The organism is Verrucosispora sp. TAA-831, assembly GCF_050780145.1.
Taxonomy (GTDB): domain Bacteria; phylum Actinomycetota; class Actinomycetes; order Mycobacteriales; family Micromonosporaceae; genus Micromonospora.
In genome coordinates this window covers 3,409,731-3,422,727 of the sequence record NZ_CP192240.1, presented here as the reverse complement: position 1 = coordinate 3,422,727, position 12,997 = coordinate 3,409,731, and the positions used below count along the sequence as shown (strand labels likewise).

The following is a 12,997-nucleotide window of genomic DNA, read 5'->3' as shown; positions in this document are numbered from 1 at the left end:
CGGACGCCCCGACCTGGCCACCTGTCCCAGAAGTCACCTCTCGGGGGCATGACTTCCGGCACGGGTACGCCTGAGGCGGGCCGACCTAGAGTGGGGGCGTGCGACGCGTCGGGACGGAGGAGTGGTCCGGCATCGCGATGCTCGTGGTCGCGATCGCCGTCGCCGCGCCCGTGTTGTTCGGGGCCGTCGGCCCCGAGATCCCCCTGGTCCTGTGGACCGCGCTGTTCGTCCTCTACCTCGTCGCGTTGCTCACCTCGGTCGCCGTCGAGCGGCCCGGCCCGCTGCGGACCGGGTCGTTCGCGGTGGCCGTGCTGGCGTCCTGGGCGGTGCTGCTGGCACTGCCCAACTCGGGACTGCTGCCGGTGCTGCTGGTGCTCACCTCGGCGGTCAGCGTGTACCTGGCGCCGCTGCGGGTGGGGCTGGTCCTCGTCGCCCTGAACACCGTGGTGATCGCGGTGAGCCTGCCGTCGGCCGTGTTCCGGTCACCGGAGGCGGTCGTGGTGATCGGCTTCTACCTGCTGATCCAGTTGGCCAGCATGCTCAGTTCGAGCACCCTGCTCCGGGAACAGCGGATGCGCCGCGAGCTGGCCGAGGCGCACGTGGAGTTGCAGGCCGCGAGCGTGCTGCTGTCCGAGTCCGCCCGGACGGCCGAACGCCTGCGGATCTCCCGCGAGCTGCACGACCAGATCGGTCACCAGTTGACCGTCCTCACGCTGGAGTTGGAGACGGCCCGGCACCTCGACGGCGAGGCGTCGCGGACCCACGTGGAACGGGCCAACCGAGTCGCCCGCGAGCTGCTCGGCGACGTACGCGCCACGGTCGGCCGGCTGCGGACCGAACCGCCCGACCTGGAGCAGGCGTTGCGGCGGATGGCCCGTGACCTGCCGGGGCTCGACGTGTCGGTGGACGTCTCGCCGACCGTACGGGTGGACGAGGAGGAGAGCGCGGCGTTCGTCCGGGCCACCCAGGAGATCGTCACGAACACCATCCGGCACGCCGGGGCACGCGAGTTGTGGATCTCGGTGTCCGCCGACGCCCGGGGCACCGTGCTGGAGGCCCGCGACGACGGGTGCGGCGCACCGGACCTGGTGCTCGGCAACGGGCTGCGGGGGTTGCGCGAACGCTTCCAGGCGCTCGGCGGTGACCTCGCCGTCGACGGGCGGGCCGGGTTCCGGGTGACCGCGCGGGTGCCGGCGGCATGACCCGGGTGGTGGTGGTCGACGACCAGACGCTCATCCGGCAGGGCATCCGGGGGCTGCTGGAGGTCGCCGACATCGACGTGGTCGGCGAGGCCGACGACGGGCGGGCCGCGTTGACGGTCGTCGCCGAGACCGCGCCGGACGTGATCCTGCTCGACCTGCGGATGCCCCGCTTCGACGGCATCTGGACGCTCGAACGACTCCGCGCCGCCGAGGTCGAGATCCCGGTGCTGGTCCTGACCACGTTCGACGACGACGACCTGGTGCTCGCCGCGCTCCGGGCGGGCGCCCGTGGCTACCTGCTCAAGGACGTGACGCTGGACCAGCTCACCCGGGCCATCCACACGCTCGCCGACGGCGGGACGCTGATCGCCCCGTCGATCACCGACCGGATGCTGCGGGCGATCCGTTCGGGACCGTCACCGGCCGGGCCGCACGCGGGACCCGTCCCCGGCCTGACCGAACGCGAGCAGGAGGTGCTGCGGCTCGTGGCGCAGGGCTACAGCAACCGGGAGATCGCCGAGGTGCTGTTCCTGGCGGAGGGGACCGTCAAGAACCACGTCTCCACCATCCTCACCAAGCTCGGCGCGCGGGACCGGACGAACGCGGTGCTGCGCGCCCTGCACGAGGGCATCCTCGACTGACGTCGAGTTGGCAGGGGTCCCCTGCCATACCTCAGACGTCAGCAGGGGTCCCCTGCTTGCGCGTGACACGCGGTTGACAACTCCCGGGCGGTATGACGCTTTCGCGATGACATCGGATGGGAGGTGGCCATTAATATTCACGGACATCGATCGCGGCGTATCGGCGCGCCGCGCAGTCCGCAGGGGAGTACCTGATGATCCGACGACAACTGCTGCGCGCGGCCACCGCCGCGCTCGCGGCGGTGCTGGCGGCGACCGGCGTGCAGGTGGTCACCGCCACCGGCGCCGCCGCGGCCCGGACCGTGTATTACGACGCCAGCCGGGCCGGCGAGTTCCGGACCAACTTCGACCAGGCCGCGCAGATCTGGAACAGCCGGGTCAGCAACGTCCGGCTGGTCCCCGGTACGCCGGCCAACGTCACCATCCTGGTCGACACCGGCTGGCCCCGGGCGCAGGTCACCGGGCTGGGCTCCGGCCGGATCTGGATGGGGTGGCAGGCCGTCGACCAGGGCTATAACCGCACCCGCATCGCCACCCACGAGTTCGGTCACATCCTCGGGCTGCCCGACCGGCGTACCGGGCTCTGTTCCGACCTGATGTCCGGCAGCAGCGCGCCGGTCTCCTGCACCAACGCCAACCCCAGCGCGGCCGAGGCCAGCCGGGTCAACCAGCTCTTCGCGGGCAGCCTCAGCACCGCCGGGGTGGCGCAGTCGTACACCTGGACCGAGGACGGCGACGTCGGCACCTTCGTGGTCGGCGGTCGGCCGGCCACCGAGAACTACCCGTGGCTGGTCTACACCTCCGGCTGCACCGGCACACTGATCAAGGCGAACTGGGTGGTCACCGCGAAGCACTGCCCGACCCCGTCGTCGGTGCGGGTGGGCAGCGTCAACCGCAGCAGCGGCGGCGTCGTGGTCGGCGTGAGCCGGGCCGTCAACAACCCCACCATCGACGTGAAGCTGTTCCAGCTCTCCAGCTCGGTCAGCTACGCACCGGCGGTGATCCCGTCCACCTCCGGCGCCGTCGGCACCGCCACCCGCATCATCGGGTGGGGTCAGACCTGCGCACCCCGTGGCTGCGGCTCGGCGCCGCTGGTGGCCAACGAGCTGGACACCTCGATCGTGGCCGACAGCCGGTGCAGCGGCATCAACGGTCCGTACGAGATCTGCACCAACAACACCAACGGCAACGCCGGGGCCTGCTACGGCGACTCGGGCGGCCCGCAGGTGCGCCGGGTCAACGGTGTGTGGCAGGTGATCGGCGCGACCAGTCGGGCCGGCAACAACAGCTCCACCTGCGCCACCGCGCCCTCGATCTACGGTGACCTCCCCTCCATCCGTTCCTGGATCAACACCCAGGTCGGCGGCCTCCCCGTCTGACGAGTCCCGTGATCATGGAGTTGTGGTGCCCGGAAGGCCGCGAGGTGCGGCGTCCGTGGTACCACAACTCCATGATCGCGTTGGCAGGCCGGGGGCGGCGTCGGCGGGGCGCTGGGCGTGGGATAGTGCCTGGTTGTGGAGCGGTATGGGGTGTTGATCCTGCCTTCGAGTAACCGGGTGTACTCGGGGGCGGCGGTGGAGCTGACGCGGGCCGAGCTGGAGATCTTCGGCGGCAGCGTGCTCGGTGGACGGATCGGGGCGGTCGAGACGGTCGCCGTCGGCGGGGTGCCGTACGTGACCTTCGAGGTCGACGGCGGGCTGAGCGAGCGGGACACCGCGCTGCTGGCCAACCTGTCCAGCGCGTACGCGCTGTTCGAGTTCGTCGGTGACCTGCTGCGGCCGGTGCCGCTGAGCCGCCTGGACCGCTTCGACGACGACCTGGTCACCATCCAGAAGTACCCGGGCAAAACCAACGAGCAGTTCACCAAGCTGCTGCTCAACGTCACCCTGCTCGCCTCGGCCTGGGCCGACGACCTGCTCACCCGGCGGTTCCGGGTGCTCGACCCGCTCTGCGGCCGGGGCACCACGGTCAACCAGGCGATGATGTACGGCTTCGACGCCGCCGGCCTGGACCGCGACAGCAAGGACTTCGAGGCGTACCAGACGTTCCTCAGCACCTGGCTCAAGCGCAAGCGGGTCAAGCACCGGGTGTTGGAGTCCGGGCCGGTCCGCCGGGAACGCAAGGTGGTCGGCAAACGGCTGCGGGTGGAGGTGGCCGCCTCGAAGGAGGCGCAGCGGGCCGGTGACGTGCAGACCGTGGACGTGGTCAACGCCGACACCACCCGGGTCGGGGAGTTCTTCCGCCCGGAGAGCGTCGACGTGGTGGTGGCCGACGCCCCGTACGGGGTGCAGCACGGCAGTCGTACCGCCGAGACCGGCCTGGCCCGCGACCCGCTCGCGCTGCTCGACGCCGCCGTGCCCGGCTGGGTGCGGCTGCTGCGCCCCGGCGGCGCCCTCGGCATCTCCTGGAACACCAACGTGGCCCGGCGGGAGGCCGCCGCCGAGCGGCTGGCCGCAGCCGGTCTCGACGTGCGCGACGAGGGCCCCTGGACGGGGCTGTCCCACCGGGTCGACCAGGCGATCGTCCGCGACGTCCTGGTCGCCCGCAAACCCGGCTGAGTCGTGTTCCCGCACCGGCCGCCGACGGCCGGTGCGGGAACACGGACCGGTCAGCGGCCCTGTGCGTGGGAGCGGGAGTTGCCCGGGCCGAAGGCGGTCAGGAACCGGTCGCGGAAGGTGTCCATCCGCCAGACCGGGGCGTCGGCGTCCGGGGTCAGACCCTCCTGCCACTTCCAGTCCTCGATCTGCGCGAACACCGCCGGGTCCTTGGCCACGATGTGGATCGGTACGTCCGGGCTGGGGTTCTCCCCGGTCACCACCGGAGCCGGCTGGTGGTCACCGACGATGACCATCACCGTGTCGTCATTGCCGTACCGCTCCAGGTAGGAGATCAGGGTACGCAGTGTGTAGTTGATCGAGTGCCGGTAGCCGGTGCGGGCCTGCGCGGCCGGGGTGCCGATGATGCCCCGCTGGAACACCTCGCCGTCGTCGATGTCGTCCCAGTCCACCACCGACGGCACCCTGGTCCAGGGGGAGTGGCTGGAGACCAGCGCCAACTCGGCCATCACCGGGCGGTCCCGGGGGCCGGTCAGCTCCCGCTGGTGGAACTGGTGGATGGCGAACTGGTCGGGCATCGGGGCGAAGGCGAACTTCGGCCCCTGGTAGCCGAGATCGGGGCCGCTGTAGAACTTCTCGTACCCGTAGAACGCCCCCTCCGGCCACGCCTGGTTGACCGCCGGCATCACCCCGACCGTACGCCACTGGGCGCGCTGGAACGCGTCACCCAGGGTGAACCGGTCGGTGGCGAGCAGGTTGCGGTGCCGCTGGTTGTTGTCGATCCAGAGCCCGGAGAGCAGCGTGGCGTGCGCCAACCAGCTCGCCCCGCCGATGGTCGGCGAGGTGAGGAAACCGCTGCGGGACGAGAAACCGGCTGCCGACAGCCGCCCGGCCCCCTCGTCGAGCACCCGCTGGATCGAGGCGAAGTCGGGGTCGGCGACGGCGTCCCGGCCGTAGCTCTCCACGAAGGTGATCAGCACGTTCTTGCCGCGCAACCCGGTCAGCAACTGGTCGCCGGGTACGTCGCGGAACGGGTCCACGTTGATCTCGTCGGTGAACGCCGCCCGGTCGTGCAGCCGCGCGTGCACCTCGACGGCGTGCTCCTGGACCAGGGTGGTCGCGTTGGAGTCGGCCACGTACACGCCCGGCACGATCCGGGCCCCGAAGGCGGCGAGCACCACCCAGACCACCACCAGCGACGCGACGGCCCGGGTGGTGCCGGTGCGGTTGCGGGCCAGCACCCCGGACAACCGGACCGTGGACATCGCGGTCAGCACGGGGATGCCCAGCAGCAGCAGGCCGACCCCGACGGCGATCGCGATGGCACCCGGACGACCGATCGACTCGGCCACGAACGAGAACGCCGGCCCGAGCAGCGACCAGTCCAGCACCAGGTCGAACGGGCGACCCAGCGACGAGTAGAAGCCCAGGTCACCGACCTTCACCATGGCGACGAGGCCGAGCAGCACACCGGAGACGGCGGCCACCACCCGGCGCGGTCGGCCGGGCAGCGCCAGCAGCAGCGCGGCCAGCAGCAGCGCCTCCAGCGGGATCCGCAGGAACGTGCCCGGCTCCAACTGCCACGGCCGGTTGGGCAGCGTCAGCGTGGCCAGCACCAGCAGGGCGGCCAGCACGGTCACCACCCGGGCCAGCACCGCCCGCCGTCGGCTGGGCGCAGCCGCCGGCTCGTCGGCCGTCCCGGCGACCTCCGGTGCGGGCGGGGTCGCTGTCGCGTCGTCCGGTCGCTCGGTGGGCTCGGTGGTGCGGGCGTGGTCGGTGCCCGGCGTGGGGGCCGGGTCGGAGATCGACAACTGCTTCTCCCGGGTCAGCGCAGCGACAGGACAGGCGCGGGTGGCATGTCGCGGTCCTCGATCCGGTCGACCCGACGGGCGACGACCGGTGCCGGCAGGACCACCACCGCGGGTACGACCCGAGGCGCGCGTTGCCGCCACAGCCATCCGACGTCGCGCCCGAACGACTCGACCAGCATGCCGAGCGCGGCGACCAGCACGAGGGTGGTCAGCGGCCCGGGCAGCACCTGGGACGCGGCGACCGCGAGCATGATCCCCTGGACCGCGGCGACCACCTTACGCCAGTACCGGGGCGGCAGTTGCCGGTCCATCCAGGGCAGTGCCCAGCTCGCGACCAGGAAGGCGTACCGCATCAGGCCGATGGCGAGCACCCACACCCCGACCGACGGGGCGACGTAGCAGCTCAGCATCAGCACCAGGAACGAGTCGACCTCCATGTCGAACCGGGCGCCGAGCGCGCTGGAGGTGCCGGTGTGGCGGGCCACCTTGCCGTCGACGGCGTCCAGTGCCAGCGCCACCCCGGTCATCGTGACCAGCAGCACCACCGGCGCCGGGCGGCCGGCGATCAACGCGTCCGCGATCAACGCGGTCACCCCGCCGACCAGCAGCCCCCGACCCATCGTCACCCAGTCGGCCGGTCCGAGCCGGTCCGAGCCGGACCCGCGCAGGCCACGTACGAGAACCACGCAGGTCACCGTGCCGTACGCGAGCCCGGCCACCCAGCCGGTGACGCCGAGACCGACGCTCGCGGCGAGCCCCGCCAGCAGGACGATCTGAACGATCAGCCCGATTTGCGGACCGGTTCGAACTGTGGACACCGTGCCTCCGTGTTTATGATCGACGACCCCTGTCAAGGATGTACGGAAAACATGACGGATCGGTTCGGTCCGGACCCAGGCAAAGGAGAACTCGGTGACCCGAACGGCTCGCGCCTTCTGGCTCACCCTGCCAGGCCAGGGTGAGATCCGCTCGGCGGAGCTACCGGCACCCGGCCCGGAAGAGGTGCTGGTCCGGGCCCTTTTCTCGGGCGTGAGCCGGGGCACCGAGACGCTCGTGTTCACCGGCGCGGTCCCCGAGAGCCAGTACGACACCATGCGCGCCCCGTTCCAGGAGGGCGACTTCCCGGCCCCGGTCAAGTACGGCTACCTGAGCGTCGGCACCGTCGAACAGGGGCCGGAGAAGCTGCGCGGGCGTACGGTGTTCTGCCTGCACCCGCACCAGAGCGCGTACGTGGTGCCGGTCGACGCGGTCACCGTCGTACCGGAGAACGTGCCGGCGGCCCGTGCGGTGCTGGCCGGCACGGTGGAGACCGCGGTCAACGCGCTCTGGGACGCGCCGCCGCTGGTCGGCGACCGGGTCACCGTGATCGGCGGCGGCATGGTCGGCTGCGCGGTGACCGCCCTGCTGGCCCGCTTCCCCGGGGTACGGGTGGAACTCGTCGACACCGACCCGAGCCGCGCCGAGGTGGCCGCCGCGCTCGGTGTGGACTTCGCCACTCCGGAGACCGCCACCGGGGGACGTGACCTCGTGGTGCACGCCAGCGCCACCGCCGCCGGGCTGCAACGCGGCCTGGACCTGCTCGCGCCCGAGGGCACGGTGCTCGAACTGAGCTGGTACGGCGACCGCCAGGTGCAGCTCTCACTCGGTGCCGCGTTCCACTCGGGACGACTCACCATCCGTAGCAGCCAGGTCGGCATGGTCGCCCCCGCCCGGCGCAGCAGCCGCAGTTACGCCGACCGGATGGCCCTCGCGCTCGACCTGCTCGCCGACCCGGCGTTCGACGCGTTGATCACCGGACGGTCGCCGTTCGGGGAACTACCCGACGTCCTGCACCGCCTGAGCGGGGGCACCCTGCCCGCGCTCTGCCATCTCATCACCTACGACGGGGAGTGAACCGTGTTCAGCGTGACCGTCCGTGACCACATCATGGTCGCCCACAGTTTCCGGGGCGAGGTATTCGGCCCCGCCCAGCGGCTGCACGGCGCGACGTTCGTGGTCGACGCCTCCTTCCGCCGCCCCGACCTCGACGCCGACGGCATCGTCGTCGACATCGGACTGGCCACCGACCAGCTCAAGGCGGTACTCGGCGAGCTGAACTACCGCAACCTCGACGACGAGCCGGCCTTCGCCGGCACGAACACCACCACCGAGGTGCTGGCCCGGACCATCGCTGACCGGCTCGCCGACGCGGTGGCCTCCGGCGCGCTCGGCGCGGGCGCGCACGGGCTGACCGGCATCACCGTCACCCTGCACGAGTCGCACGTGGCGTGGGCCGCCTACGAACGGTCACTGCCGGGCGGGACCGGCGGGGGCGCCGCCTGACGTGCTCGTACCGCATACACCTCCGTCGGGCGAGGATCACGTGCCGACCCTGCACGTGATCCTGCCCGGCGACATCGACGACCCGGCCGCACCCAGCGGCGGCAACGGCTACGACCGGCGCGTCTGCGCCGGTCTGGCCGCCGCCGGTTGGCCGGTCCGCGAACACGCCGTGCCCGGGGGCTGGCCGCAGCCGTCCCCGGCCGAGCACGCCGCGCTGGCCGAGGTGCTGGCCGGGCTCCCCGACGGCGCGCCGGTCCTGATCGACGGACTCGTCGCCTCGGTGGTCCCGGACGCGCTCGCGGCACACGCCCGACGGCTGCGCCTGGTCCCGCTGGTGCACCTGCCCCGCGACGACGACACCGAGGCCCGGGCGCTGGCGACGGCCAGCACCGTCGTCGCCACCAGCGCCTGGACCCGCGACCGGCTGCTGGAGCGGTACGCGTTGCCCGCCGAGCGGGTGCACGTGGCCGCACCCGGCGTCGACCCGGCTCCGCCCGCGCCCGGGTCGCCGGAGGGCTCGGCACTGCTCTGCGTCGCGGCCGTCGCCGCACACAAGGGCCACGACGTGCTGGTCGAGGCGCTCGCGGCGGTCGCCGACCGGAACTGGACGCTGACCTGCGCGGGACCGCTGCACCGGGACCCGCCCTTCGTCGACCGGCTGCGGACCCGGCTCGCCGCGCACCGCCTCGCCGACCGGGTACGGCTGGCGGGTCCGCTCACCGGCGACCGGCTCGCCGCCGCGTACGCCGCCGCCGACCTGCTGGTGCACCCGTCCCGGGGCGAGACGTACGGGATGGTGGTCACCGAGGCGCTGGCCCGTGGCGTGCCGGTGCTGGCCTCGGCCGTCGGTGGGCTGCCCGCCGCGCTCGGGCACACCCCCGACGGCGTACGGCCGGGGCTGCTCGTGCCGGCCGAGGACCCGCAGGCGCTGGCCGACGCGCTGCGGCACTGGCTGGACGACGCGGCGCTGCGGGTTCGCCTGCGTACCGCCGCCCTGCGACGTCGCGACACGCTCGACGACTGGACGGCCACCACCACCCGGATCACCACCGCCCTCGAGGAGGCATTGGCGTCATGAACGAGCGTCAGCGAGTGAATCATCAGGTCAGGGCACTGGTGCTTCATGGTGGCACGCAGCGGAGCGGAGTGCCGGCATGAGCGAGCGTCAGCGAGTGAATCATCAGGTCAGGGTGGTGGCATGAGCATCGCGCTTCCGCCGGGTTTCGCGCAGTGGCTCTCGCTGCGCGAACCCGCCGACGTGGCGGCCCGGTCGACGGACCTGGTCGACGCGGTCCGGGCCACCCTGACCGGCGACGGCCCGTACGTCGTGCACGATTTCGGCGCGGGCACCGGCTCGCTGGGCCGCTGGCTGGCCCCGCTGCTGCCCGGACCGCAGCACTGGGTGCTGCACGACCGGGACCCGGACCTGCTGGCCCGGGCCTGCGCGGACATGCCCGACACCGCCGCCGACGGCAGCGCGGTGACGGTACGGTCCGAGGCGGGGGACCTGACCCGGCTGACCGCCGACGACCTGGCCGGCACCGCCCTGGTCACCGCCTCGGCGCTGCTCGACATGCTGACCGCCGAGGAGGTCGACCGCGTCGTGGCGGCCTGTGTCGGCGCCGGCACCCGGACGCTGTTCCTGATCTCGGTGACCGGCGGGGTACGGCTGACCCCGTCCGACCCGCTCGACGACGAGGTGGCGGAGGCGTTCAACGCCCATCAGCGGCGCGCCGTGGCGGGCCGGCACCTGCTCGGCCCGGACGCGGCCGAGGCCTGCACCGCCGCCTTCGCCCGGCACGGGGTGCCGGTGCGGGTGCAGCCCAGCCCGTGGCGGCTCGGCCCGGAGCACGCCGACCTGGCCGAGCAGTGGTTCACCGGCTGGTTGGACGCCGCCCGTGAGCAGCGGCCCGAGCTGACCGACCGCACCACCGAGTACGAGCGGCGTCGGCGCGAGGAGGCTAGAACCGGTCGTCTCGGGGTACAGGTCGATCACGTCGACCTGCTGGCGCTGTGCCATTGAACCGGTGGCCGTCCGACTACGTGCGTACAGTCAGGGAAGATCGCCATGCCGGGGAGGCACGCGTGGGGGAGTTAGCTGGTGGCGCCGTCTCCACGGCCGCCCCGGCGGGTCGGTCGCTCTGGGGATGGGCGCGACTGGCGCTGGGGCTCGCCGTGATCGTCGGCCTGCTCCTCTGGCTGGGAACGGGACCGTTCCTGGCCGGGCTACGGCTGATCGACGCGCCCGCGCTGGCCGCCGCGCTCGCCATCGGCCTGTTCACCACGGTCTGTGTCGCCTGGCGGTGGAGCCTGGTCGCCGGTGGTCTCGGCGTCGGGCTGCCGCTGCGGGAGGCGGTCGCGCACTGCTACCGGGCGATCTTCCTGAACGCCACCCTGCCCGGCGGGATCCTCGGCGACGTGCACCGGGCGGTACGCCACGGCCGTGACGTCGGTGACGTGGGACGCGGCATCCGGGCGGTGGTCTGGGAGCGCGTCGCCGGCCAGGTGGTGCTGGTCGCGGTCGCGGTGGTGCTGTTGTTCGTGTTCCCCTCGCCGGTGCGGCCGTACCTGCCGGTGGCGACCGCAGTGGCGGTCGCGGTGCTGCTCGGCGTGGTGCTGACGGCCCGGGTGCTGCCGCAGTCGGGCGCCACCCGGATCACCCGCGCGATCGGTACGGCCGTCTCCGACGTGCGCCACGGCCTGCTGGGCCGGCGTACCTGGCTGGGTGTGCTGGTCGCCTCCGCGCTCGCGATCGGCGGACATCTGGCGACGTTCCTGCTGGCGGCGCGGACGGCGGGCTCCACCGCGCCGCTGACCCTGCTGTTGCCGCTGACCCTGCTTGCCCTGCTCGCGATGGCCGTGCCGGCGAACGTCGCCGGTTTCGGTCCGCGCGAGGGGGTGGCCGCGTGGGCGTTCGCCGCCGCCGGCCTGACCGCCGCCGAGGGGGTGGCCGCGGCGACCGTGTACGGCGCTCTCGTGCTCGTCGCGAGCCTGCCCGGAGCGGCCGTGCTGCTGGCTCGACGTGTCCGTGTACCCGCCACCGTATGACGAGGAGACCCATGTCCGACTCACTGCCTCTCGCCACCATCCGGACGCAGGTCACCGTGCCGCTGCGGTTCCCCGACGGCTACGCCACCACCGCCCGGTTGTTCACCTTCGACGGCCTGGTCGACGGCCGGGAACACCTCGCGTTCGCGCTCGGCGACGCCGAGCAGGGTGGGGCGGTGCCGCTGGTCCGTCCGCACAGCGAGTGCCTCACCGGCGACGTCTTCGGCAGCCAGCGCTGTGACTGCGGCCCCCAGTTGCGGGAGGCGGTGCAGCGGATCGCCGAGGTCGGTGGGTACCTGCTCTATCTGCGGCAGGAGGGCCGGGGCATCGGCCTGTACGCCAAGCTCGACGCGTACGCGTTGCAGGACGCCGGGCTGGACACCTTCGAGGCCAACGTGGCGCTGGGGCACGAGGAGGACGAGCGCGACTACACGGTGGCCGCGCAGATGCTCGTCGCGCTCGGCGTCGGGCCGATCGCGGTGCTCAGCAACAACCCGGAGAAGACCGAGCAGTTGGGACGCCTCGGGGTGACGGTCACCGAGCAGGTGCCCACCGGTGTCTTCCTCTCCCCGGCCAACGCCGACTACCTCGCGGCCAAGGCCAGCCGGGCCGCCCGCGCCGTCGATCTTCCCTTCGTCCGGTGACCGCCCCGGCGACGGCGCAGCGCCCGTACGTGCTGCTGAGCTGCGCGACCTCGATCGACGGCTACATCGACGACGCCACCGAGGAACGGCTGCTGCTCTCCAACGACGCGGACCTCGACCGGGTCGACGCGGTCCGCGCCGACTGCGACGCGATCCTGGTCGGGGCCGGTACGGTCCGTCGTGACGACCCCCGACTGCTGGTCCGCTGCGACCGGCGTCGGGCCGACCGGGTGGCCCGGGGCCTGCCGGAGTCACCGACCCGGGTGACCCTGACCGGCTGCGGTGACCTGGACCCGACCGCCCGGTTCTTCACCGTCGGCGACACCGACCGGATCGTCTACTGTGCCAGCGGGGCGCTGGAGAAGACCCGGCACCGCCTCGGTGACCTGGCCACCGTGGTCGACGCCGGTGACCCGATCGACCTGGGTCGGGCGCTGGCCGACCTCGCCGACCGGGGGATACGTCGACTGCTGGTGGAGGGCGGGGCGGTGGTGCACGGTCAGTTCCTCGCCGCCGGGCTGGCCGACGAACTGCACCTGGTGGTGGCGCCGTTCTTCGTGGGGGACCGGCGGGCACCCCGGTTCGTCGGCGAGGGCCGGTTCCCCTGGCACCCGGGGCGGCGGGCCCAGGTGGTGGAGGCGCGCCAGATCGGGGACGTGGTGCTCACCCGCTACGCCCTGTCGGAGCGCTGCCAGACGGCCTGAGCGCCGACGTGCTCAAGATCACGCTCGATCCAGGATCCAGTGGCATCGGGGCCGCGGGCTGACCACTCGA

The 12,997-nt window shown here is 72.7% G+C and carries 13 protein-coding genes; 11 read left to right on the top strand and 2 right to left on the bottom strand.

Annotation, left to right across the window (positions count from 1 at the left end; translation table 11 throughout):
- Nucleotides 1-98: 98 nt before the first annotated feature.
- The 4 genes from ACQVFL_RS15510 (at nt 99) to ACQVFL_RS15495 (ending at nt 4,401) form a co-directional block, all read left to right on the top strand.
- Nucleotides 99-1,202 carry a sensor histidine kinase gene (locus ACQVFL_RS15510; RefSeq protein WP_396695594.1) on the top strand — a complete coding sequence of 368 codons (1,104 nt, stop codon included), beginning with the start codon at nt 99-101 and terminating at the stop codon, nt 1,200-1,202.
- Nucleotides 1,199-1,843 carry a response regulator gene (locus ACQVFL_RS15505; RefSeq protein WP_396695592.1) on the top strand — a complete coding sequence of 215 codons (645 nt, stop codon included), beginning with the start codon at nt 1,199-1,201 and terminating at the stop codon, nt 1,841-1,843. Before ACQVFL_RS15510 ends, ACQVFL_RS15505 begins: the two co-directional genes overlap by 4 nt.
- Before the next feature lie 194 nt (nt 1,844-2,037).
- The gene (locus ACQVFL_RS15500) at nt 2,038-3,222 is read left to right on the top strand and encodes a snapalysin family zinc-dependent metalloprotease (protein ID WP_396695590.1); all 1,185 of its coding nucleotides are present in this window, start codon (nt 2,038-2,040) and stop codon (nt 3,220-3,222) included.
- Nucleotides 3,223-3,372: 150 nt separating this feature from the next.
- Nucleotides 3,373-4,401, top strand: coding sequence for a TRM11 family SAM-dependent methyltransferase (locus ACQVFL_RS15495; RefSeq protein ID WP_396695588.1), 1,029 nt, complete (start codon nt 3,373-3,375; stop codon nt 4,399-4,401).
- Nucleotides 4,402-4,451: 50 nt separating this feature from the next.
- Here the strand turns inward: ACQVFL_RS15495 and ACQVFL_RS15490 are convergent, their stop codons facing one another.
- Together ACQVFL_RS15490 and ACQVFL_RS15485 are read right to left on the bottom strand one after the other, a co-directional pair.
- Nucleotides 4,452-6,209, bottom strand: coding sequence for a sulfatase-like hydrolase/transferase (locus tag ACQVFL_RS15490; protein WP_431729710.1), 1,758 nt, complete (start codon nt 6,207-6,209; stop codon nt 4,452-4,454).
- Between the two features lie 14 nt (nt 6,210-6,223).
- Entirely contained in the window at nt 6,224-7,027 is an 804-nt protein-coding gene (locus ACQVFL_RS15485; protein WP_396695584.1) for a CDP-alcohol phosphatidyltransferase family protein, read from the bottom strand.
- Between the two features lie 94 nt (nt 7,028-7,121).
- Here ACQVFL_RS15485 and ACQVFL_RS15480 point away from each other — a divergent pair, with 94 nt between their 5' ends.
- The 7 genes from ACQVFL_RS15480 (at nt 7,122) to ACQVFL_RS15450 (ending at nt 12,927) form a co-directional block, all read left to right on the top strand.
- Nucleotides 7,122-8,102 (top strand): zinc-dependent alcohol dehydrogenase, encoded by a 981-nt coding sequence (locus tag ACQVFL_RS15480; protein ID WP_431729709.1) that lies wholly within the window; start codon nt 7,122-7,124, stop codon nt 8,100-8,102.
- 3 nt (nt 8,103-8,105) lie between these two features.
- Entirely contained in the window at nt 8,106-8,531 is a 426-nt protein-coding gene (locus ACQVFL_RS15475) for a 6-pyruvoyl trahydropterin synthase family protein (protein ID WP_431729708.1), read from the top strand.
- Between the two features lie 40 nt (nt 8,532-8,571).
- Entirely contained in the window at nt 8,572-9,609 is a 1,038-nt protein-coding gene (locus tag ACQVFL_RS15470) for a glycosyltransferase family 4 protein (protein WP_431729707.1), read from the top strand.
- 120 nt (nt 9,610-9,729) lie between these two features.
- Nucleotides 9,730-10,554 (top strand): SAM-dependent methyltransferase, encoded by an 825-nt coding sequence (locus tag ACQVFL_RS15465; protein WP_431729706.1) that lies wholly within the window; start codon nt 9,730-9,732, stop codon nt 10,552-10,554.
- Nucleotides 10,555-10,616: 62 nt separating this feature from the next.
- Entirely contained in the window at nt 10,617-11,579 is a 963-nt protein-coding gene (locus tag ACQVFL_RS15460) for a lysylphosphatidylglycerol synthase domain-containing protein (protein ID WP_396695574.1), read from the top strand.
- A gap of 11 nt (nt 11,580-11,590) precedes the next feature.
- Nucleotides 11,591-12,223: a GTP cyclohydrolase II gene (locus ACQVFL_RS15455; RefSeq protein WP_396695572.1), complete on the top strand. Its 633-nt coding sequence runs from the start codon at nt 11,591-11,593 to the stop codon at nt 12,221-12,223.
- Entirely contained in the window at nt 12,220-12,927 is a 708-nt protein-coding gene (locus ACQVFL_RS15450) for a RibD family protein (RefSeq protein ID WP_431729705.1), read from the top strand. The genes ACQVFL_RS15455 and ACQVFL_RS15450 overlap by 4 nt, the downstream gene beginning before the upstream one ends.
- The last annotated feature ends 70 nt before the right edge of the window (nt 12,928-12,997 follow it).

What these genes read in the sequence shown, in the direction of transcription:
- ACQVFL_RS15505 (WP_396695592.1), top strand. Translation starts at nt 1,199, where the DNA reads ATGACCCGGGTGGTGGTGGTCGACGACCAGACGCTCATCCGGCAGGGC.
- ACQVFL_RS15500 (WP_396695590.1), top strand. Translation starts at nt 2,038, where the DNA reads ATGATCCGACGACAACTGCTGCGCGCGGCCACCGCCGCGCTCGCGGCG.
- ACQVFL_RS15465 (WP_431729706.1), top strand. Translation starts at nt 9,730, where the DNA reads ATGAGCATCGCGCTTCCGCCGGGTTTCGCGCAGTGGCTCTCGCTGCGC.
- ACQVFL_RS15455 (WP_396695572.1), top strand. Translation starts at nt 11,591, where the DNA reads ATGTCCGACTCACTGCCTCTCGCCACCATCCGGACGCAGGTCACCGTG.